Raw genomic sequence first — 21,232 nt, 5'->3', positions numbered from 1 at the left:
AGTCAATGCGCCAACCGCTGCGCAAGTAACCACAACAGACACTGCGCAGCTCATTGCGCCGCGAGTGTCATCTGTGCGACTTCGCAACGCGGCCACTGACGCAACACGTCCGGCGCCAGCAGCAGCTTGGCCGCGCGAATGCCGGCCCCCATCACGATCTGCGTGCGCTCCATCACGGCCGTATCGACAAGAATGCGCCAATCTTCAGGCAAACCGAATGCCGTAATGCCGCCGAACTCCATTGCGCTCAACTCGACCGCCTGTTCGCGCTTCGCAAACGAAAGGCGCTGCGCGCCGAGCGCCGCCTTGACCGCGCCGTTGATGTCGAGCCGCAAAGAGCCAAGCGACACGAGCGCCGCGTAGTGCTCGGCACCGTCCTTCTTGTAGCGCACCACGATAGTATTCGCGCAGTCCTCGAGACCGAAGCCGTAGCGCGCGCTGAAGGCGGCGGTGTCCGATGCGTCGTCGGCGACGGAAAAAACCGTGACGCCCTGTTGCGGCAACTGCGCGAGCACTTGCGCCGGCAAACACGCGGCGAGTTGTTCAGGGGGAATCACGTCCAGCTGTTTCAAGGCTTCGTGCGAATGCATGGCTGTTATTGGATGAAGACGATAGAAAGGGCCATCGCATTCTAGCGGCCCGCACGGCTCGCCGCACGGGCGCGCCGGTGGCACGCTTGTTATAGTCACAGGCACAAGGTTTGCGAAAGACTCATCACGAAGGCTGCGTCTGGCCAGCCGAGCGGCCTGCGCACGCCGACCGGCGCCCATTCCCATCGAGACTTCGACCATGGACATCGATACGCTTTCCGCCGAGAACCTCCAGCACGTGGCGCGCACGCAGGCCAATTGGGCGATCGGAGCACTCAAGCAGTTCTCCGAAAACCGTTGCACCGCGATGGCGGCCAGCATTGCGTTCTACGCTGCCTTTTCTCTCGCGCCGACACTCGTCATGGTGATCGCGGTGGCCGGCTGGTTCTTCGGCGCCGAAGCCGCGCGCGGCGAATTATTCGACCACATCCACGGACTGCTCGGCGACCAGGCCGCGGCAGGCGTGCAGACCATTGTCGAAAACGCGCATCACAGCGGCAGCGCAGGCGGCGTTGCGGCCATCATCTCGTTCACGATGCTGGCGATCGGCGCGTCGGCCACGTTCTCGTCGCTCAACAGTGCGTTGAACGTCGTATGGCCGTACACAGGTCCGCGCACCTCGAGCGTGATCGCGCTCGTGCGGGTGCGGCTCATCTCGTTCGGGCTCGTACTCGGCGTCGCCTTTCTGCTGATCGTTTCGCTCGTGCTCGACACGGTGATCACGTTTATCGGCAAGTGGCTGTGGGGCGACTCGCCTTATGTGGTGATCGGCAATCTATTGCAGCTTGGCGTCGGCTTGCTGGTGCTTGCGTTTGCATTTGCCGGGCTGCTCAAATTTCTCCCCGATGCGAAGGTGCGGTGGCGCGATGCGCTGGTGGGGGGCGCGGTCGCAGCCGTGCTGTTTTCAGCAGGCAAGAAACTGTTCGCGCTCTACCTGGCGCACGCCGGGATGGCGAGTTCGTTCGGCGCGGCGGGGTCGCTCGCCGTGCTGCTGATGTGGCTGTACTTCTCGGCCGCCGTGTTGCTGCTCGGCGCGGAGTTTTCGGCAGCGCGCGGCCGGCTCAACGATCCGCGCGGCGGTTGGGGCGTGCAGGCGGATTCGCCGCCCGGAAGCCGCGCGAAACTCGCGTCGGTGCTCGCGGCGTCCACGGTTCCGGCGAGTGCCGCATTGCATGCAGGCGAGCCCAACGTGCATCCGTTCGGGCACGTGCAAGCTTCCGACACGGGCAGCGCCGTTTCCACGGAGAAGCGCGGCGCTTCGTCCGTCTTCGCGCTGCGGCGAACGCAAGCACGCAAAAAAGCGTCCGTCGTGGCGACGGCGGCCAAAGTCGGGCGCTCGGTAATCTCCGCGGAAGCCGAGGCGACGCATCTGGCAGCGCTCACGCTGCTCGGCGCGAGCCGCAAGGCAGTGGCCGCGGACCGCTATGTGCGCAAGCACCCGTGGAAATCGGTGGCGCTGGCCGCAGCCGCGGGCCTCGCGGCTGCGAGCATGGCGCGGCACGCGCGCTCGCACGACACCGCGCAGGACTAATTACACGAGGACTAACTTACACTGCAATCGCACCGCACCTTCCTGGTGCGTGTGGATCACAATCGCCGAAGCATGTCTAGTCTGCTTATCGGCCAATCTTCATCGCCTTGCTCTAACGCAACGCAGCCGACGCATCGCCGGTTAGACGACTACATTACATATTCATTACAAATAAATGCCGAAAACGCGCAAGCTGAAACGTTTACAATCAACAAAACAACAATAATGCGAATGCAACGAATCAATATTGCAAAAACAGAAACAATCGGCAATCCGCTTTAAATACAAGGCTTAGCGGCGAATGTAGGTTTTTGGCGACACTCTTTTTTTTCCAGTTCTTACCGATTGACGCGTGAGCTATTCTCCCTTCCGCAACAAGTAAACTAATCATCTGCGTGGAGAAATGGATGAAACGAATCGCACTGTCTACCCTCTCGCTGGCGCTGCTGGGCGCTACCGGCGTCGCACACGCTCAAAGCAGCGTGACCTTGTACGGCTTGATCGATGAATCGATCCAGTTCGCGCACAACACCGTCGACGCAACGGGCGCCAACAAGAACCAGGTTGGTCTGGTCGCCGGCAACCTGCAAGGCAGCCGTTGGGGCTTGAAGGGCACGGAAGATCTGGGCGGCGGTCTGAAGGCGATTTTCCAGTTGGAAAACGGCTTTGATCCGAACAACGGCCGTCTGGGCCAAGGCAGCCGCATGTTCGGTCGTCAGGCATATGTCGGTTTGACCGGCGACCAGTGGGGTACGGTCACGTTGGGTCGCCAGTATGACCCGCTCGTCGACCTGGTCCAGCCGCTGACGGCAGACAACTACTTCGGTTCGACGTTCACGACGCCGGGCGACGTGGACAACAACGACAACTCGTCGCGTACGAACAACGCCGTCAAGTACACCTCGCCGGTGTGGGGCGGCTTCCAGTTCGAAGGCATGTATGCATTCGGCGGCGTCGCAGGCCAAACGGGCGCAGGCCAGACGTGGTCGGGCGCAGCAACGTATGCAACGGGTCCGTTCAGCATTGCTGCCGGCTACTTCCGCGCAGAGAACCCGCACACGGCCGCCCCGACCCGTGCGGCCTTCGGCAGCAGCAGCACGTCTGACGGTACGTTCGACAACCAGATCAACGGCGCGTACGCCGCTGCCAAGTCGATCGGCATCGCTTCGGTTGCTATTCAGTACGTAGCAGGCCCGTTCACGGCTAACGCACGTTACAGCAACGCACAGTACAAGCCGGACGCACAGTCGGGCTTCGGTTCGACCGAGAAGTACAACGTCGCAGGCGCGTACCTGGGCTACCAGGCAACGCCGGCACTGCTGGTTGGCGTGGGCTACACGTACACGAAGGCTAGCGGCGACGCGAGCGCAACGTATCACCAGGTTTCCCTGGGCGGCGACTACAACCTGTCGAAGCGCACGGACATCTACCTGGTCGGCGCATACCAGCACGCAAGCGGCGACCAGCGCGCTGCAAACGGCGCACTGGTCAGCGCAGGCGCAGCAGTCGGTTCGTACAGCTACAACTCGGCTTCCAGCTCGCAAGAAGTGGTCAGCTTGGGTATCCGTCACAAGTTCTAATCGGACTTGGCGAACTGCTGAAGCTCAAGCAGTTTGAAAACAGCCACGGGCGCAAGCCGGTGGCTGTTTTTTTTCGCCCGTCGCTTTTGCCCGCCGTACCTTGCGGCAACGGCGTACGAACTCGATCCTAGCGCCGCTGCGCCTTGCCTTTTTCAGCCTCGGCGAGTGTCTGCGCCGGCTTCACATCGAATTCATGCTCGACGCCGTCAGCGCCCACCGGCGCGCGATACAGCACGAGCGCCCGCTCGCCGTGCAGCGTCGGCACACGAGGCGACTCCTGCCAGTCCGGATCGGGAATCTCGCCGAACACCTGGCGCAGCCGCTCGCCCCACGTGCGATGAATCATCTCGAAGTAGGCGTTATCGTGATCGATCGAAACGAAACGCGTGACGCGCAACGCGTCCTTCTCGTAGACCAGCAGATCCAGAGGCAGCCCGACCGAGAGATTCGAGCGCAGCGTCGAATCCATTGAGATCAGCGCGCACTTTGCGGCTTCGTCGAGCGGCGTGGAGGGCGTGAGCACCCGGTCGATAATCGGCTTGCCGTACTTGGCCTCGCCAATCTGGAAGTACGGGTTGACCGCCGACGCCTCGATGAAGTTGCCCGCTGCATAAATCATGAAAAGACGCGGCCGGTTGCCCGCGATCTGCCCGCCAAGAATGAAGCTGCAATTGAAGTCGACGCCGAATTCCTGCAGCGCCGCCGCCTCGCGCTGATGGACCGAGCGCACCGCGCGGCCTATCACGCGGGCGGCGTCGGCCATGGTAGGTGCGTTCCACAGCGTGGGCTGCGACGCATCGCCCGGCTCGGACAGCTCGTGCAGCACGGCTTGCGTGAGCGACAGGTTGCCCGCGCCGAGGAGCACCAGCATGCGCTCGCCCGGCTGCTCGAACACCGACATCTTGCGTGCGGTGCTAATGTGATCGACGCCCGCATTGGTACGCGTGTCCGAAAGAAACACGAGACCTTCGTCGACGGTCATCGCTACGCAGTAGGTCATAGGGAAGGGTCCCGCAAAAAACAACTGAACGGCGCTATTGTAATGCGGCGCGGATACGCCTCTTTACCGTATTACGGCCGCTGCGGGACGGTTCTTGATAGCGCTTTGCCTGCGGCCGCAGCGAGGCCGCGGCAAGACCGCAGCGGGTTACTGCCAGCAGGTTGCTGCCAGCCTGTCGCCAGCGGTGCAGCCTCTGCGTGACCTGTCGCGCCTTGTTATGGGATATGCGGAGGACTTCGCGCCCCACCGCGCCCCTACTCGCGAGCTACTGCCCCATCTGCGCGCTGACGGTCACCGACACGTCCAACTGCTCTTCCATGCCACCGATCCGCCGCCCGCGCACCGGCGCCGCGGCCTCGTAATCGCGCGCGACGGCGAGCCTGCAGTAAATCTCGCTGGCGAAAGCGGCATGCGTGACGTCGACCGAAACCCAGCCCGTGCCGTCGAGCCAGACGTCCACCCACGCGTGGCTCGCCGCATGCGGCACGTCCCCCGGTTCGATGTAGCCGCTCACGTAGCGCGCCGGCACGCCCCGCGTCCGGCAACAGGCGAGCATCAGGTGCGCATGGTCCTGGCACACGCCATTGCCGAGCGCGAGCGCCTGCGTCGCGGTACTGGTCACTTCGGTAATGCCGGGGTTGTACCTGACCTTTTCGACGATCCGCTCGGACAGCGCGATCAGACTCGAGGCGCTGGCAAGCTCGGGCACCGATGCGGCGAGTTCGCGAATTGCAGCGTCCGCTTCGGTCAGACGCGTCGCGCAAGTGAAGTGCTCGAGTGGAATCGGACCGGCGTCGTCGGGCAGGAGGCCGTCTTTCAGCGCAATCGTGTCGACTTCACCGGCTACATGCAGGCGGATTTCGCGGTGCGGCTTGTTGATGACGAGCGTGTGCAGCGCGTTGCCATACGCGTCGAAGGCGGCGTCGAGCTTGCCCGGCGCGTCGATGCTCCAGCGCCGCACGACCTGCGAAGCGCCGCTTGCCGGCGTGAGCCGCAATTGCTGGATCGAGTAATGGACAGTCGCTTCGTAACGATAGGACGTCTCGTGGCGGATCGTCAGGTACATAGGAACTCCGTCAGGCGACTGGCAGCATGAGATAGGTACGCGCGACGAGATTGCCAAGCTCGAACACGCGAGCAAGGAATTGCGTCAGATACGCGTGCAGACCGGCTTCGAAAATCTGCCGGATGTCGGCATACAGAAGCTCCGCGCGCAGTTTGCCGGCGAACCGTTCGCACTGGTTCGAGCCCGAAGTGCGCAGCATCGCCAGATTCGCGCAGACGCCTTCGAGCGAAGCCAGCAGCGAGCGCGGCATCTGCTGGTTCAGAATCATCAATTCGACGACGCGCGCCGGCGTGACGACATCGCGATACACCTTGCGGTAGATTTCGAGCGCCGACACCGAACTCAGAATCGACGTCCAGTAATAGAAGTCCTCCAGTTGACGCGCGGCGTCGCGCGAATTCGGCTCCACGTCGGCAAAGCGCACGTCGAGAATGCGCGCCGTATTGTCGGCGCGCTCCAGAAATGTGCCGAGCTGCGTGAAGAAAAACGCGTCGTCCTGCAACGCGGTGCCGATCGTCACACCGCGCGAAAGGTGCGAACGGAACTTCACCCATTCGAACAGCGCGCCAGGATTGGCCGCCGCCTGGCCGGACGAAATGCGCTCGTTGAACTCGAGCCACGTATCGTTGATGGTCTCCCACCATTCGGTCGTCAACGTGCCGCGCACTGCACGCGCGTTTTCGCGCGCCGCGTGCAGGCACGAGTGAATGCTCGACGGATTGGCCGCGTCTGCCACCATGAAATCGAGCACGTGTTCGCGGGTCGGCTCGTCATAGCGCTGTGCGAAGGCGGACTCCAGTTCGGAGATGCGCAGCACCGAACGCTGCGCGCGCGCCTCCTGCTCTGGCGTCTGCGGCAGCAACAGCGCCTTCAGGTTGATGTCGAGCATGCGGGCGGTGTTCTCCGCGCGCTCCATGTAGCGGGCCATCCAGAAAAGGTGATCGGCGGTGCGGCTTAGCATGACGACGTTCCGTGTCTGATGACGCGAGGCTGTAGAGAAAAAGGCTCGCGCTGGTTATCCGTATGCGCCGGCGGCTCTCATGCCGGCCCCGGCGCGCTGGGTTGCGGGAGCGGCTAACGGCGGCCGCGCTCGAACCGCGTCAGTCGACCATCCACGTATCTTTGGTCCCGCCTCCCTGCGACGAATTGACGACGAGCGAGCCTTCCTGCAGCGCGACGCGCGTCAGTCCACCCGCAACCATCGTGACGGCCTTGCCCGACAGCACGAACGGACGCAGGTCGATATGGCGCGGCGCGATGCCGGATTCGACGAACGTCGGGCAGGCGGAGAGCGCCAGCGTCGGTTGAGCGATATAGCCCGCCGGCCGCGCGATCAGACGCTCGCGAAAGGCTTCGATTTCGGCCTTCGTCGAAGCGGGCCCGACGAGCATGCCGTAGCCGCCCGCGCCATGCACTTCCTTGACGACGAGTTCCGGCAGATGCGCGAGCGTGTACGCAAGATCGTCCGGTTTGCGGCACTGGAACGTGGGCACGTTGTTCAGGATCGGCTTCTCGCCCAGGTAGAACTCGATCATGTCGGGCACATACGGATAGATCGATTTGTCGTCGGCAATGCCGGTGCCCATTGCGTTGGCAAGCGCCACACGTCCCGCGCGATACGCGGTCAGCAGCCCCGGCACGCCGAGTGCCGAATCGTTGCGAAACGCGAGCGGGTCGAGAAAATCGTCGTCGACGCGGCGATAAATCACGTCCACCCGCTTCGGCCCCTGTGTGGTACGCATGAACACATAGTTGTCGTCGACGAACAGGTCTTTGCCTTCGACCAGCTCCACGCCCATCTGCTGCGCGAGGAACGTGTGCTCGAAATACGCGGAGTTGTACATGCCCGGCGTCAGCACGACTACCACTGGATCGTCGACGCCTTCAGGCGCCACCGAGCGCAGCGTATCGAGCAGCAGGTCGGGGTAATGTGCGACCGGCGCAATGCGGTTTTGCACGAAGAGCTCAGGGAAAAGCCGCATCATCATCTTGCGGTTTTCGAGCATATAGGACACGCCCGAGGGCACCCGCAGGTTGTCTTCGAGCACGTAGAAGTCGCCGTCGTCGCCTGCGCGTACCACGTCGACGCCTGCAATATGCGCGTAAACACCAAGCGGCACATTGACACCCTGCATTTCCGGCCGATATTGCGCGTTGGTATAGACCTGCTCGGCGGGCACGATGCCGGCGCGCACGATCTTGCGATCGTGATACACGTCGTGGATAAACAGATTGAGCGCCTGCACCCGCTGTCGCAAACCGGCTTCGAGCGTCTGCCATTCGCCGCGCGGAATGATGCGGGGAATCAGATCGAAGGGAATCAGCCGCTCCGTGCCGGACAGGTCGCCGTTCACGGCAAACGTGATGCCGACCCGGCGAAACAGCAGGTCTGCCTCCGCACGCTTGCGTGCGATCGCTTCATTACCCTGCTTCGAGAGCCAACGCTCAAAGCGCGCGTAATGAGGCCGCACGGCGTCGTCATGATGACGCATCTCGTCATAGCATCGCATGTCACGCCCCGCTCTTGTTGTCGGATAGAAGGCGAATGCGCTGCGCATTCGGTGTTCAACTTCGTTCAAGCAAGCGCTATGCCATTGAGCATTAGCGCGCGAAACCGGCAGACATGCACATGAAGCGCGCATCGGGCAGCGTGGCGCTTCTTCGCCATCGTACTGCCAGGGCACACGATGCGCTAGTACAGTGCATGCGCGGCATGAGCGATGCACCGCGTCGAACGTCGCGCATCGAATGTCGCGGTCAGGCGCGCAACAGCCGGGCGAGAAGCAGGCAAGAGGCACGCAAGAGCCACGCAAGAGCCACGCAAGAGGCGGACGAAAGCCGGACGAAAAAAATCCCCGCGGATTTGCATCCGCGGGGATTCAGGCGTCTTGCAGTGCGAGGCTCGAAGCGCAACTGCTTCGAGCGATGCATGAAGCGCTTAGCCTGCTGCAGCGTCCTTCAGCTTCTTCAGCGCGCGCGCCTTGATGCGCACGCTAGCCGGCTTGGCCGGGAACCAGCGCTCTTCGCCCGTGAACGGGTCTTTGCCGAAGCGCCGCTTCTTGGCCGGCACGGCTTGCACGACGATCTTCAGAAGACCCGACAGCGTGAATTCGCCAGCGCCCTTCTTGTGCACAGCGCCGAGGATCGTGTCTTCGAGCGCAGCCAGGACAGCCTTGGCAGCCTTCGGCTCGACCGCAGCGCGTTCAGCAACGTGTGCAGCCAGCGAGGCCTTCGTGAAGGTGTCCTTGATCGGCGACGGTGCGCTGGACGCCTTCACGGCGACCTTCTTAGCTGCGGGAGCTTTCTTCGCAGGGACTTTCTTTGCAGCAACCTTCTTGGTCGGTACCGGGGCAGCAGCCTTCTTGGCCACCTTTTTTGCGGAAGTCGGCATGTTTCTCCTACCTGTTGTGGTCAATGAATTGCACGAAGCGCACACCGTATGTGCACGCTTCAAGGCCGGATTCTACAAGCGCTGATGCGATTTGCGCGACTCTTTTTGTACAACAGCGCAGGTTTGTTGCGCGGCGCAGACTCCCAAACGCGTTTTGAGCCTTGTTTCAGGGGCTAAAGTGCTTGTATGGACGTTGCACTAGCAGCGCGTAAAGTGCGTTACAAGCGGTTTCAATCCCTGTGTAGCGGCATATTCTGAGTGCGGGTCAGTGCGCGCGCCGACATTGCCGATACATTTTTAACGCTTTTGCGGCTCTAGGAAGCGACGCGTGGCAGGATGTCCGCGAGCTTCTTCATCGCAGCGTCGATGTGTTGTTCGGCTATGTTGCCGTAGCCGAAGATCAGACCGGCCTGCGGTTTCGCGCGCTGATAGAACGGCGCAAGCCCGTACAGACCAATTGACGCCTCGCGCGCGGCCGCCGTCACCGCCTGCTCGGTCAGCGGCGCCTTCAGGCGCGCCGCCAGGTGAATGCCGGCCGTCGGCACAATCGGCTCGAACCACGGCGCAAGCGCGCCTTGCAGATGCGCGAGCAGCGTCGCACGCCGCGCCGCGTACGTCTTGTGCATGCGCCTAAGATGCTTCGCGAAGTCGCCGTTCAGCATGAACGAGGCAAGCGCGGTTTGCGTAAGCGTGCAGCCATGCCAGTCCGCTATCTGTCGTGCCTTGACAAGCGGCTTGAACAGCGAGGCGGGCGGCACAACGTAGCCCACCCGGAGCTCGGGGAAAATGGTTTTCGAAAACGTGCCCACGTACGCGACCAGACCGGCGCGATCGAGGCTTTTCAGCGGCTCCATCGGCCGGCCTTCGAAACGGTACTCGCAGTCGTAGTCGTCTTCTATGATCACGGCGCCGCGTTTTTGCGCCCACTCCAGCAGTTCGACGCGACGCTCCAGGCTCATCGGCATGCCGAGCGGAAACTGATGCGACGGCGTGACATAAACGAGCCGCGCGTTGTCCGGCAGCTTGCCGACGATCAAACCCTCGCGGTCCACCGGCACATGCGCGACCCGCGCGCCGGTTGCGCTCAGGCATGCATGCGCGGGCGGATAACCGGGATCTTCGATAGCCGCGACTTCGCCGGGACCGAGCGTGATGCGTGCGAGCAGATCGAGCGCGTGCTGCGCGCCTTGCGTGACGATCACCTCTTCCCAGTTGCTGGCCACCGCGCGATTGAACGCCAGGTAGCGCGAGATCGCGAGCCGCAGTTCCTGCTCGCCCGCTGCGTCGCGATAAGTGCCGGTGCCGCGCGCCTGCGCACGCAGCGCGTGATTGACGCAGCGGCGCCAGGCGTCGAAGGGGAACAGGGTCTTGTCCGTCGCCCCGCCGACGAAGTCCTGAACCGACGCGACCGAAGGCCGCGGCAACGGTAAGCCGTCGGACATCTGTTCCCAGAGCGGCTGGGCGCGCGCCGCGTCTTTCCTTGCTTTCGCACGTTCGCGCGACGACTGCGCCGCATGCGCATGAGGCGAGCGTTCGGCGGGCAGGCGCTCGAGACCGTCGGCGACGAATGTGCCCGAACCCGCCCGCGCGGTGAGATAGCCCTCGGAAATGAGCCGCTCGAAAACGTCGAGCGTGGTTTTGCGCGACACGCCCAGTTGCGTCGCGAGATCGCGCGTGGACGGCAGACGTGTGCCGCCGGTGAGGCGCCCTTCGAGAATGCCGGCTCGCAGTTGCCGATAAATCTGCCCGGACAGATCGTGATGGCCTTCGACGGCGATGTGAATTTCCATTCTGACTGGCTACCGGTTATGACCACGCCATGATACTTCCGCGTGGCCAGTTGCAAGTGCCAGTTGCAAGTGCGAGTTCCCAGCGCTGGTTGCAAGCGCCAATTGCAAGTGCCAGTTGCAAATGCCGGTTACCAGTGCCAGTTACCAGTGCCAGTTACCAGTGCCAGTTACCAGCGCCAATTGCAAGTGCGAGTTCCCAGCGCAGGTTGCAAGTGCTGGTTGCCAGCACCAGCTGCCAGTGCCGGCTCGATGCGTCGCCCAGTGCCGCGCGCAACCGCCTACTGCTGCGCCACCGCCTGGCGTTGCACGGTTGCCTCGTTTGCGGCCTCGTTTGCGGCCCCCTTCACGGCGTCGTTTGCGTCAGCATTGCATCGCTGATGCTCGCGCGAGAGCCTACGCATGAGCGGCAACAGCAGCACGGCCACCACCGCGCCAACGGCGGCGAGCCAGCCCAGGCCGGTAAACAGCTTCGTATAAAGCGGCAACGATTCGAGCGGGTCCATGTCGCCCGCCGGCATCTGCGCGAAATTGGCGACCACGCTGCCCAGATACTGCGACACGCCGGTCGCCACGAAGTAAGCGCCCATCATGAAGCCGCTCATGCGCACGGGCACATAGCGAGCGATCATCGCGAGGCCGAGGCCGCTCACCAGTAGTTCGCCAAGCGAGTACAAGCCATAGCCGCCGACCATGAACCACGACGACACGCGCCCGTTCACCGCATAGCGGCCGCTTGCCGCGTAGACGAAGAAGCCCGCCGCCACGACCGCAAAACCGAATGCGTATTTGACCGCGACCGGCATGTCCTTGCCGCTCCTCGCGAGCCGCGTATAGAGCAGCGCGAGCAGCGGGCTGAGGATCATGATCCAGATCGGGTTGAGCGCCTGGAACTGCGCCGCGCTCCAGGTAAAGAGCGTCTCGCCGAACAGCGTGAAGCGCGGATCGACATTGCGCAGCGCGAACAGCGTGAGCGAGGTCGACATCTGCACATAGAAAACGAAGAACAGGATCACCTGAGCCGTAAGGATCAGCGCAGCGACCATACCCGCGCGCTCGGAGCGTTCGCACCTGAGCAGCATGTAGCCGAAAATCGCCAGAATCGCGACGCCCGCCGCATACACGCAAGCCACGGCAAGCGCCTTGTGTTGCAGCACGAACATGGTGGCCGCGCCAAGCGCGATGCCGCCGAGGGCAACCGCACCGACCCGCTTCCAGCGCACAGGCTCGGCGTCCGGCGCCGAGCCGATATGCGCGAGCGTGCGAAACATCACGAAGTAGTTCGCCACCGCCAGCAGCATCCCCGCGCAGCACACGGCGAAGGCCGTGTGCCAGCCCCAATGGTCCTTGATCCACGGGGTCGCCAGCATGGACGCTGTCGAGCCGAGATTGACGGCCATGTAGTAGATCGTGAACGCGCTGTCGATGCGCGCGTCGTCGCCCTCGTAGATGCGCCGCACGAGATTGGCCGCGTTCGCCTTGAACAGACCATTGCCGACGACGATCACGCCGAGCGACGCACACATGAACGAGAGCCGGTCGTCGGGCAGCGCGAGCATCAGATAGCCGGCGGCCAGCACGATCGCGCCGAAGATCATGGTGCGGCGCGTGCCGAGAATCTTGTCGCCGATCCAGCCGCCGATCGACGGCGACGCATACACGAGCGCTGTAAATGCGCCCCACGTGAGCGTGGCGCGGCTGTCCGCGAAATGCAGCTTGTCGATCATGAACAGCACGAGCAGCGCCGCCATGCCGTAGTAGCCGAAGCGTTCCCACATTTCGATCAGGAACACGGTTGAGAACGAGCGGGTCTGCGAGACCTGCGCGCGGGAGCGTTGCGGTGAATCCATCATTAACCTCTTGTTCAAACTATCGGGCGACGGTGGGACTGCCGCGCGCCGCGAACCATCGGATTGCGAGAACGGCCGCGTCTCCACAAGCGAGCGCCACCGCTGTGCAGCATCGTCTTGCACGTCGTGCATATACCGCCGCGATATTCAGCGCGCATGATTCGGACGCCGCTCAATGTATGCACGCCCTTGTCCGAATGAAGGCGCGGCGTGTCCGCGCCGCCCGCCGAATTGGCGGAGCGGCCTGTAGCTTCTGGCAACATAGCGACCTGTCTTGAAAAATGCAGTCAGTTTGAAGCCGGGGGCACAGGCCCGCAGCCTCCGGCAAGGCGTCATCAAACCATATTTACTTATATCAAACAAATTTTGACGGGCTAATTTCCTCCTGCTATGGTCACGACAATTCATAAGAGCAATACGGCACTCGAAGTAGGCAGCAAGATCCGCGCGCTGCGGCAACGTCTAAAGCGCACGCTGGACGAGACGGCAACCGCGGCGGGAATTTCCAAGCCGTTTCTGTCGCAGGTGGAACGAGGCCTGGCCTCGCCGTCCATCACGTCGCTGGCGGGCATCGCTCACGCGCTCGGGGTCACGGTGCAGTATTTCGTCGACACCCCTAGCGAAGAGCGCTCGGTGAGTCGCGGCGATCAGCTGAAGTTTTTCGGCTTCGCGGACTCGGCCAACCTCTTCGCGCGCTTGACGAACGTGGCAGGCGGCCGCCAGCTCGAGGCGATCCTCGTGAAGATGCCGCCGGGGCAAAAGCGCTCGGAAGTCACGACGCATGCCGGCGAAGAGTTTATGTATGTGATCGACGGCGAAGTGTCGTTGACGCTGGAAGGCAAGACGTTCGTACTGCGTGCAGGAGACAGCGCGCATTACGAATCCACGGTGCCGCACAGCTGGCTGAACACCGCTCGCGTGGAGTCGGTGGTCGTCTGGGTGGGCACACCGAGACTGTTTTAAGCAAGCGGGCTCCTTTCCGGTTCATCCGGCAGGACAGCCTGCATTACGAAATGTAAGGATTCCTGCATGTCTGACAAACAACAAGGGCCGCCCAAGCCCGCAATAAGCAGATAGCCGGGCGCATCAGCGCCGCGCATTCTTCTCTCGACCTTTCCTGCGATCTGAACCGATGAAAACCCCGTTTGCGTACGCGACGGCGCTGAGCGCGCTCGTCCTCACCCTTACCTCGTCGCTTGCTGGTTCTGCGTTCGCCGTGACCGTGCCGGCCGGCGTGACGCTTGCCGCGAGCCAGGAAATCACCCGCCAGGTGCCGGGCGAAACCGAATCGCTCGACCCGGCACATGTCGAATCGTGGACCGGCAACACCATCGCGCTCGACATGTTCGAAGGCCTCACCCGCATCGACGCGGCCGGCGCCGTGGTGCCGGGCGTCGCGCAGTCATGGACGCGCACCGGCCCCGACACCTGGGTCTTCAAGCTGCGTCACGACGCGCGCTGGAGCAATGGGCAGCCCGTCACCGCAAACGATTTCGTGTACGCGTGGCAGCGCGTGCTCGATCCAAAGACGGGCTCGAAGTACACCGTGCTGGTCGAATTCGTGAAGAACGCGAAGGCGATTCTCGTGGGCAAAGCGCCGCTCACGAGCCTGGGCGTTCGAGCCACGGATCCCTACACGCTCGAAGTGACCACCGAGGTGCCCGCCGCCTTCTTCCCGCAACTGGCCGCCATGCCGACCATGGCGCCGGTCAACCGAGACGTGATCACGAAGTTCGGCGGCGACTGGACGCGGCCGGGCAACTTCGTCGGCAATGGTCCTTACGTGCTGGCCGACTGGCAGCCGGGCAACCGGCTTGTCGGCACGAAGAGCAAGACATACTGGAACGCAGGCAAGGTGGTGATCACGAAAGTGACCTACCTGCCGATTGAAAACGACGAAACCGCAATGCGCATGTATCAGGCCGGACAGTTCGACTACACGTATTCGATTCCGTCGGGCATTTACGCGCAGGTGAGCAAGCAGTTCGGCAGCGAGCTGAAAACCGGCTTGCAGATCGCCACCTACTACTACAGCCTGAACAACGAAGATCCGCTCTTCAAGGACAAGCGCGTGCGCCAGGCGCTTTCCATGGTGCTCGACCGCGACCTGCTCACGCAGCGCCTGACCGCCGACGGCGAACTGCCCATGTACGGCCTCATCTCCAAAGGCACGCAGGGTGCAGCGGTTTTCAAGCCCGACTGGGCAAGCTGGCCGATGGCCAAGCGCGTCGACTATGCGCGCAACCTGCTGAAAAGCGCCGGTTATTCCGAGGCGAAGCCGCTCTCGTTCACCCTCACCTACAACACGAACGATCTGCACAAGAAGGTGGCGCTTTTTGCAACGTCCGAATGGCGCACCAAGCTGGGCGTGAACACGAAGCTCGAGAACGTCGAGTACAAGGTGCTGCTCAAGCAGCGTCACGACGGCAAGGTGCAAGCATCGCGCGACGGCTGGTTCGTCGACTATAACGACGCCATGTCGTATTTCGACCTGATCCGCTGCAACAGCGTGCAGAACGATCAGCGCTACTGCAATCCGCAAGTGGACAAGATCGTCGAAGAAGCCAACCAGCAGCTCGACGACGCGAAGCGCGCCGAACTGCTCACGAAGGCACACGACATGGCGATGAACGACTACCCGATGGTGCCGCTCTTCCAGTACTCCGCGGTGCGGCTCGTCAAGCCCTACGTGGGCGGCTACACGTCGACCAACTACGTGGACCAGCGGGCCACGCAGGATATGTATCTGATCAAGCACTAAGCGCGGAGCATCGACATGCTGGCCTATACGCTGCGCCGCACGCTGTGGGCGGTTCCGACGATCCTCGCCGTGATCACCGCCTGCTACCTGCTGCTGCATCTCACGCCGGGCGGGCCGTTCGACACTGAGAAGCAACTGTCGGCGGCCGTGCTCGCGAACCTCAACGCGAAGTATCACCTCGACGAACCGTTGTGGCTGCAGTACGTCCACTACCTGGGTTCGCTGCTGCGCGGCGATCTCGGGCCGTCGTTTCGCTACGCCGACTGGTCGGTCAACGACCTCGTCTGGAAAGCGTTGCCGGTCAGCCTGGGTGTCGGCGGCGTATCCGTGCCGATTGCCGTGGTGATCGGCGTCACGCTCGGCACGCTCGCGGCCGTACGCCGCGACCGTTTTGTCGATCACGCGGTCATGGTGCTGGGCAATATCGGCAACGTGGTGCCGCCGTTCGTGCTCGGGCCCGTGCTCGTGTGGGTCTTTGCGATTCTGCTAAAGCGTTCGGAAGGCACCGGCTGGCTGCCCGCCGGTGGCTGGGGCGAAGGCGAATGGCGTTACCGCGTGCTGCCTATCGTGCTGCTCACGTTCATCAACGTCGCGGCCATTGCGCGTGTCATGCGCGGCAGCATGATCGAAGTGCTGTCCGGCAACTTCATCCGCACAGCCCGCGCGAAGGGGCTGCCAGGTCGCACGATCGTGCTGCGGCACGCGCTCAAGCCTGCGTTGATGCCCGTCGTGTCGCTACTCGGTTCGATCTGCATTTCGTCGATTACCGCCGCGGTGGTGACCGAGTCGGTATTCGCGTTGCCGGGCCTCGGGCAACTGGTGGTGAACGGCGCGATCAATCGCGACTACACGCTCGTGCTCGGCCTCGTCGTGCTGACAACCGCCGTCGCGGTGCTTTTCAATCTGCTGGTCGACCTCGTGTATGCGTGGCTCGACCCGCGCATCCGGTACTGATCATGGCCCGCTCTCTTGAATCGACTGCCGCGGCGCGCGACCCGCTTGCCGCCGTGGCCAGCGCGCCGCGCTCGCGCGGTCCGCTCGCCAGCGCCGCCGCGCGCTTCGCGCGCAACCGCGCGGCGTTGGCCGGCTCCATCGTACTGCTGCTGATCGTCGTGGCATGTGTCGCCGGTCCGTGGCTGCTGCCCAATGGTCCGATAGACAGCGATTGGTCCGCAACGAGTCTGCCGCCGACCCTGCAAAACATGCACTGGTTCGGCACCGACGAGCTCGGCCGCGACCTGCTCGCGCGCACGCTGCAAGGCGGGCGCGTGTCGCTCGAAGTCGGCTTGCTCGGCACGCTGGTGTCGGGGCTGATCGGCGTCGCGTATGGCGCGACCGCCGGTTACCTGGGCGGGCGCGTCGACGCTGTGATGATGCGCATCGTCGACATGATGTACGCCATCCCCTACATGCTGATCGCCATTCTGATGATGACGATGTTCGGCCGCGCGTTCTATCTCGTCGTGCTCACTATCAGCGCGTTTTCGTGGCTCGACATGGCGCGCGTGGTGCGCGGCCAGACGCTGTCGCTGCGCACGCGCGAATTCATCGATGCGGCGCGCGCCATCGGCGTGAATTCGCGCTGGATCATCGCGCGGCATATCGTGCCGAACCTGTTCGGCGTGGTGGTCGTGTATGCGAGCGTGACGGTGCCGAACATCGTGCTCACCGAGTCGGTGCTGTCGTTCCTCGGCCTCGGCGTGCAGGAACCCATGACAAGCTGGGGCGTGCTGATCCAGGACGGCGCGCAGAAGCTCGAGTCCATGCCCTGGCTTTTGCTGTGCCCGGCGGTAATGCTGTGCGTAACGCTCTACTGCGTGAATTTCGTCGGCGACGGTCTGCGCGACGCATTCGATCCAAAGGACCGCTGACATGCCGCTCCTCGAAGTCAAAGATCTCAGCGTGCGCTTTACGCGCCGTGAAGGCGCGCCCGTCGACGCGGTGCAGCGCGTGTCGTTTTCGCTCGAAGCGGGCCGCACGCTCGGCATTGTCGGCGAATCGGGCTCGGGCAAGAGCCAGACGGTGATGGCTCTGCTAGGCCTGCTTGCAGGCAACGGCAAAGTGTCCGGCGAAGCGCTCTATCGCGGCGAGAACCTGCTCGCCATGAACGAGGCCGCGCTGAACAGAATCCGCGGCGACCGCATCGGCATGATCTTTCAGGACCCGATGACCTCGCTCAATCCGTTCCTGACCATCGAGCGGCAGATGACGGAGACGTTGCAACTGCATCGCAAGATGTCGCGCCGCGAGGCACGCCGCCGCGCCATCGAAGCACTGGAATCCGTACGCATTCCCGATGCCGCGCGGCGCATCGGCATGTATCCGCACGAGTTTTCCGGCGGCATGCGGCAGCGCGTGATGATCGCGATGGCGCTGCTTTCCGAGCCCGAAATTCTGATTGCCGACGAGCCCACCACCGCGCTCGACGTAACGGTGCAGGCGCAAATCATCGAGTTGCTGCGCGAACTGAACCGCGAGCGCGGCACCGCGATCATCCTGATCACGCACGACATGGGCGTGGTCGCGGGCCTGTGCGACGACGTGATGGTGATGTACGCCGGCCAGACCGTCGAACAGGCGAGCGCCTCCACACTATTTGCCGCGCCGACGCATCCGTACACGCTCGGTCTGCTCAGCGCATTGCCGCGCCTGAATGACGACAGCGAAGACAGCGACGACGATCGCCCGTTGCAAACCATCCCCGGCAATCCGCCGCTGCCCGGCGAAGTGGCTTCAGGCTGCGCATTCGCGCCGCGCTGCTCGTATTGCCTCGACACATGCCGCGAGGCGCGTCCGGCGCTCGTTGCCGTCGCCAACGACCCGCAAGCGCGACGCGCCTGCCACCGTCCGGTGGGCGAAATCCTGGAGGCACAACACGTATGAACGCGACTCCCCTTGCAGGCGAAGAAGCCGGCACGCTGCTCTCGGTCGAGCAACTCAAGGTGCAGTTCGGCGTGCCGCGCGGCGGCTATCCGTGGTCGGGCAAGGCCACGCTGCGCGCGGTGGACGGCGTGTCGTTCAGCGTGCGGCGCGGCGAGACCGTGGGTCTCGTCGGCGAATCGGGCTGCGGCAAGTCCACGCTTGCCCGCGCGATCATCGGCCTTGCACCGGTGGCAAGCGGCAGCGTGCGCTGGCTCGGCAACGAAACGGTGCTGACGCCCGCGCGTCGCAGCGCCACGGTGCCGCAACGCGATACCACGCTCCTGCGCCGCGACGTGCAGATGATTTTCCAGGACCCGCTCGCGTCGCTCGATCCGCGCATGACGATCGAACAGATCGTCGCCGAGCCGCTCGTTGCACAGGGCAGGAACCTCGCGCGCGCGGACGTACAACGCCGCGTGCTGACAATGCTCGAACGCGTGGGCCTGAACGCGCAGCACCTGCGCCGCTATCCGCACGAGTTTTCGGGTGGCCAGTGTCAGCGGGTCGGCATTGCGCGCGCGTTGATTGGCGAGCCGCAACTGGTGATCTGCGACGAACCCGTGTCCGCGCTCGACGTTTCCATCCAGGCGCAGATCGTCAATCTGCTGCGCGATCTGCAACGCGAGTTGTCGCTCTCGCTGCTGTTCGTCGCGCACGATCTCGCGGTGGTAAAGGCCATTAGCCACCGCGTGCTCGTCATGTATCTCGGGCGTGTAATGGAATTCGGCGACAAGCGCGATGTGTACGGCACGCCGCGTCATCCCTACACGCGCGCGTTGCTCTCCGCCGTGCCGGTGCCCGACCCGGCGGTCGAGCGCGCGCGGCGCCACCTGCTGTTGCGCGGCGAGATTGCGTCACCGCTGAATCCGCCTTCCGGCTGCGCATTTCGCACGCGCTGTCCCGACGCGATAGACGCGTGCGCGGCGCAGATTCCGCAGCCCGTCACGCACGGTGCCAGCGCGACGCGCGTGGCGTGCATTCGCGTCGGCGACGGCTAAAGCCAGCCGCCTCACCCCAGGACAGCAACCTCATTCCCCGGCACGGCGGTCTCGCCGCGCCGTTGGATTCGCTCGCCCTGCAATCCGCATGACGAGCGATCACCGTGGACTGGCTAACCGCCGGCCAAAGTTCAATTACAAAAGTCGAGACATCCCATCATGAAAAATAACTCAACAAAAATCCGCTCAAAAATCCGGTCAAAGCAGTCCGGAGTCACTGTCGCGATTTACTGCGCCTTCACCCTCCCCGCACTGGCCGCCGCCGCAAATGCCTATGCCGACGACGCGCTCACGCAGCCCGCAGCCGACGCTGGCAACGCCGCGCCCGCCGCGCAAACGTTGTCGTCCCCGCAAGCAGCGCAGCCACAGTTGACGCAGGCACCGCCCGCGAACAAGCGCCGTGCGGAGAAGGGCGCCCAGATCCGCAACGATCAGCCGGATACCACGAATGCCATCGTCAACGCCGAGGCATCGCAAGTCGTCACCCCGCCCACGCCGCCGTCGAGCCAGGCAGCGAGCAAGGGCTTCATCGCCGATAGTCATCTGAATCTGCAATTCCGCAACTACGCGGACTACTTTCAGGCGCCGAACACCATCTATCGCCATGCGTGGGTGCAAGGCGCGCAGGTCAACTACGAATCCGGCTTCACGCAAGGGCTGGTCGGCTTCGGCGTGGACGCGTCGCTATTCGCTGCGCTCAAGCTCGACGGCGGCAATGGCGCGGGCAACATGGTGCACGTGGGCAAAAGCGGCGGGGGCTCACAGCAACTCGCATGGGCGTACCCCGGCATGTACGACATCAAGGGACGCATATCGGAGACGGTCGTCAAATACGGCTTGCAGGACGTGACGAATCCTTTTCTCGAACCGCACGACAACCGCGCGCTGCCGCCCACCTTTCTCGGCGTCTCGCTCGTCAGCAACGATCTGGCTCACACCACGCTCGAGGCCGGCAGCTTCACCAAGGTCGACGCACGCGGCCACACCAATCTGAGCAACCTGACCACCTCGTACGGCGGCACGCGCATCGACCGGCTGACCTATCTGGGCGGCACCTGGCACTATGCGAAGAACGGCGAAATGTCGCTCTATGTCGACCAGGCCGACGACGTCTGGCGTCAGTACTACGGTTCGGTTTCGCAGTCGTTCGGCGATCCGACCACCATCAAGTGGAGCGGCCTTGCCAACATCTACTCGACGCACGACACCGGCGCATCGCGACAGGGGCATATCAACAGCAACGCATATAGCGTGTCTGTGTCCGCGCAACACGGGCCGCATGGGTTGCTGCTCGGCTATCAGCAGGTGCTCGGCGACCAGTTCTTCGACTATGTGAACGAGACCAACGGCATCTATCTGACCAACTCGATGGACGTCGACTACAACGCACCGCATGAGCAATCACTGCAATTGCGCTATACGTTCGACGGAAAATACGCGGGCGTGCCGGGACTCAAGGCAATGCTGTGGGGCGCGTATGGCTGGGGTGCCGATGCCTCGGCGGCAGCGGCGGAAAATGCCGCGCCGGGTGCAGCGCTGCATGATCTGTACTGGAAGAACGGTCAGCCGGTGCACGGTCATCATCACGAGTTCGGCTTCATTCCGAGCTATACGCTGCAAAGCGGCCGCTTCAAGGACACGAAAATCACATTCATCGCGATGTGGCACAACGGCAGCGCTTACTATTCGGACGGCAACAACATGGAGTACCGTCTGGTCGTGAATGTGCCGGTGAAGGTGTTCTAAGCGCTCGTCG

General features: G+C 63.3%; 17 protein-coding genes. 9 read left to right on the top strand and 8 right to left on the bottom strand.

Going from position 1 to position 21,232, the window contains the following annotated elements; all coding sequences use genetic code 11:
• Positions 1–50 precede the first annotated feature (50 nt).
• Positions 51–590 (bottom strand): YbaK/EbsC family protein, encoded by a 540-nt coding sequence (locus JNB89_RS03670; protein ID WP_013342672.1) that lies wholly within the window; start codon positions 588–590, stop codon positions 51–53.
• Between the two features lie 199 nt (positions 591–789).
• Between JNB89_RS03670 and JNB89_RS03665 the strand changes: the two genes are divergently transcribed.
• Positions 790–2,121: a YihY/virulence factor BrkB family protein gene (locus JNB89_RS03665; protein WP_220361303.1), complete on the top strand. Its 1,332-nt coding sequence runs from the start codon at positions 790–792 to the stop codon at positions 2,119–2,121.
• A gap of 407 nt (positions 2,122–2,528) precedes the next feature.
• Positions 2,529–3,701, top strand: a complete 1,173-nt coding sequence (locus JNB89_RS03660) for a porin (RefSeq protein ID WP_220361302.1) — start codon at positions 2,529–2,531, stop codon at positions 3,699–3,701.
• 127 nt (positions 3,702–3,828) lie between these two features.
• Here JNB89_RS03660 and JNB89_RS03655 read toward each other — a convergent pair whose 3' ends face one another.
• The 7 genes from JNB89_RS03655 to JNB89_RS03625 all read right to left on the bottom strand — a co-directional run bounded on the left by JNB89_RS03655 (position 3,829) and on the right by JNB89_RS03625 (position 12,795).
• On the bottom strand, positions 3,829–4,701 hold the full coding sequence (locus JNB89_RS03655; RefSeq protein ID WP_013342669.1) for a proteasome-type protease: 873 nt from the start codon (positions 4,699–4,701) through the stop codon (positions 3,829–3,831).
• A 265-nt stretch (positions 4,702–4,966) separates the two neighbouring features.
• On the bottom strand, positions 4,967–5,767 hold the full coding sequence (locus JNB89_RS03650) for a transglutaminase family protein (RefSeq protein ID WP_220361301.1): 801 nt from the start codon (positions 5,765–5,767) through the stop codon (positions 4,967–4,969).
• 10 nt (positions 5,768–5,777) lie between these two features.
• On the bottom strand, positions 5,778–6,728 hold the full coding sequence (locus JNB89_RS03645; protein ID WP_135891265.1) for an alpha-E domain-containing protein: 951 nt from the start codon (positions 6,726–6,728) through the stop codon (positions 5,778–5,780).
• A gap of 139 nt (positions 6,729–6,867) precedes the next feature.
• A complete protein-coding gene (locus JNB89_RS03640; protein WP_013342666.1) occupies positions 6,868–8,277 on the bottom strand; it encodes a circularly permuted type 2 ATP-grasp protein in 1,410 nt (469 codons plus the stop codon).
• A gap of 428 nt (positions 8,278–8,705) precedes the next feature.
• Entirely contained in the window at positions 8,706–9,158 is a 453-nt protein-coding gene (locus tag JNB89_RS03635; RefSeq protein WP_013342665.1) for an HU family DNA-binding protein, read from the bottom strand.
• Between the two features lie 314 nt (positions 9,159–9,472).
• Entirely contained in the window at positions 9,473–10,948 is a 1,476-nt protein-coding gene (locus JNB89_RS03630; RefSeq protein ID WP_220361300.1) for a PLP-dependent aminotransferase family protein, read from the bottom strand.
• Between the two features lie 278 nt (positions 10,949–11,226).
• Positions 11,227–12,795, bottom strand: coding sequence for a peptide MFS transporter (locus JNB89_RS03625; protein WP_220361635.1), 1,569 nt, complete (start codon positions 12,793–12,795; stop codon positions 11,227–11,229).
• Between the two features lie 390 nt (positions 12,796–13,185).
• Here JNB89_RS03625 and JNB89_RS03620 point away from each other — a divergent pair, with 390 nt between their 5' ends.
• From JNB89_RS03620 to JNB89_RS03590, 7 genes are all read left to right on the top strand, one after another.
• Entirely contained in the window at positions 13,186–13,758 is a 573-nt protein-coding gene (locus JNB89_RS03620) for a cupin domain-containing protein (protein ID WP_013342661.1), read from the top strand.
• Between the two features lie 169 nt (positions 13,759–13,927).
• Positions 13,928–15,556: a peptide ABC transporter substrate-binding protein gene (locus JNB89_RS03615; RefSeq protein WP_220361299.1), complete on the top strand. Its 1,629-nt coding sequence runs from the start codon at positions 13,928–13,930 to the stop codon at positions 15,554–15,556.
• Between the two features lie 15 nt (positions 15,557–15,571).
• Positions 15,572–16,510: an ABC transporter permease subunit gene (locus JNB89_RS03610; protein ID WP_013342659.1), complete on the top strand. Its 939-nt coding sequence runs from the start codon at positions 15,572–15,574 to the stop codon at positions 16,508–16,510.
• A gap of 2 nt (positions 16,511–16,512) precedes the next feature.
• Positions 16,513–17,427 (top strand): ABC transporter permease, encoded by a 915-nt coding sequence (locus JNB89_RS03605; protein WP_220361298.1) that lies wholly within the window; start codon positions 16,513–16,515, stop codon positions 17,425–17,427.
• Between the two features lies 1 nt (position 17,428).
• Complete coding sequence (locus JNB89_RS03600) at positions 17,429–18,439, top strand: ABC transporter ATP-binding protein (RefSeq protein ID WP_220361297.1); 1,011 nt, start codon at positions 17,429–17,431, stop codon at positions 18,437–18,439.
• Positions 18,436–19,476 carry an ABC transporter ATP-binding protein gene (locus tag JNB89_RS03595; protein WP_220361296.1) on the top strand — a complete coding sequence of 347 codons (1,041 nt, stop codon included), beginning with the start codon at positions 18,436–18,438 and terminating at the stop codon, positions 19,474–19,476. Before JNB89_RS03600 ends, JNB89_RS03595 begins: the two co-directional genes overlap by 4 nt.
• A 159-nt stretch (positions 19,477–19,635) precedes the next feature.
• The gene (locus JNB89_RS03590) at positions 19,636–21,222 is read left to right on the top strand and encodes an OprD family outer membrane porin (RefSeq protein WP_220361295.1); all 1,587 of its coding nucleotides are present in this window, start codon (positions 19,636–19,638) and stop codon (positions 21,220–21,222) included.
• The last annotated feature ends 10 nt before the right edge of the window (positions 21,223–21,232 follow it).

Origin of the sequence: Paraburkholderia phenoliruptrix, from assembly GCF_019511605.1 — a bacterium.
GTDB classification, from domain to species: Bacteria; Pseudomonadota; Gammaproteobacteria; order Burkholderiales; family Burkholderiaceae; genus Paraburkholderia; species Paraburkholderia phenoliruptrix_A.
Note: the sequence above shows the minus strand (reverse complement) of the source record. Positions and strands in the feature narration are given on the sequence as shown.

Excerpts from the sequence above, each read along its gene's own strand:
- JNB89_RS03670 (WP_013342672.1), bottom strand. The coding sequence starts at position 590 with ATGCATTCGCACGAAGCCTTGAAACAGCTGGACGTGATTCCCCCTGAA.
- JNB89_RS03665 (WP_220361303.1), top strand. The coding sequence starts at position 790 with ATGGACATCGATACGCTTTCCGCCGAGAACCTCCAGCACGTGGCGCGC.
- JNB89_RS03660 (WP_220361302.1), top strand. The coding sequence starts at position 2,529 with ATGAAACGAATCGCACTGTCTACCCTCTCGCTGGCGCTGCTGGGCGCT.
- JNB89_RS03655 (WP_013342669.1), bottom strand. The coding sequence starts at position 4,701 with ATGACCTACTGCGTAGCGATGACCGTCGACGAAGGTCTCGTGTTTCTT.
- JNB89_RS03650 (WP_220361301.1), bottom strand. The coding sequence starts at position 5,767 with ATGTACCTGACGATCCGCCACGAGACGTCCTATCGTTACGAAGCGACT.
- JNB89_RS03645 (WP_135891265.1), bottom strand. The coding sequence starts at position 6,728 with ATGCTAAGCCGCACCGCCGATCACCTTTTCTGGATGGCCCGCTACATG.
- JNB89_RS03640 (WP_013342666.1), bottom strand. The coding sequence starts at position 8,277 with ATGCGATGCTATGACGAGATGCGTCATCATGACGACGCCGTGCGGCCT.
- JNB89_RS03635 (WP_013342665.1), bottom strand. The coding sequence starts at position 9,158 with ATGCCGACTTCCGCAAAAAAGGTGGCCAAGAAGGCTGCTGCCCCGGTA.
- JNB89_RS03630 (WP_220361300.1), bottom strand. The coding sequence starts at position 10,948 with ATGGAAATTCACATCGCCGTCGAAGGCCATCACGATCTGTCCGGGCAG.
- JNB89_RS03625 (WP_220361635.1), bottom strand. The coding sequence starts at position 12,795 with ATGGATTCACCGCAACGCTCCCGCGCGCAGGTCTCGCAGACCCGCTCG.
- JNB89_RS03620 (WP_013342661.1), top strand. The coding sequence starts at position 13,186 with ATGGTCACGACAATTCATAAGAGCAATACGGCACTCGAAGTAGGCAGC.
- JNB89_RS03615 (WP_220361299.1), top strand. The coding sequence starts at position 13,928 with ATGAAAACCCCGTTTGCGTACGCGACGGCGCTGAGCGCGCTCGTCCTC.
- JNB89_RS03610 (WP_013342659.1), top strand. The coding sequence starts at position 15,572 with ATGCTGGCCTATACGCTGCGCCGCACGCTGTGGGCGGTTCCGACGATC.
- JNB89_RS03605 (WP_220361298.1), top strand. The coding sequence starts at position 16,513 with ATGGCCCGCTCTCTTGAATCGACTGCCGCGGCGCGCGACCCGCTTGCC.
- JNB89_RS03600 (WP_220361297.1), top strand. The coding sequence starts at position 17,429 with ATGCCGCTCCTCGAAGTCAAAGATCTCAGCGTGCGCTTTACGCGCCGT.
- JNB89_RS03595 (WP_220361296.1), top strand. The coding sequence starts at position 18,436 with ATGAACGCGACTCCCCTTGCAGGCGAAGAAGCCGGCACGCTGCTCTCG.
- JNB89_RS03590 (WP_220361295.1), top strand. The coding sequence starts at position 19,636 with ATGAAAAATAACTCAACAAAAATCCGCTCAAAAATCCGGTCAAAGCAG.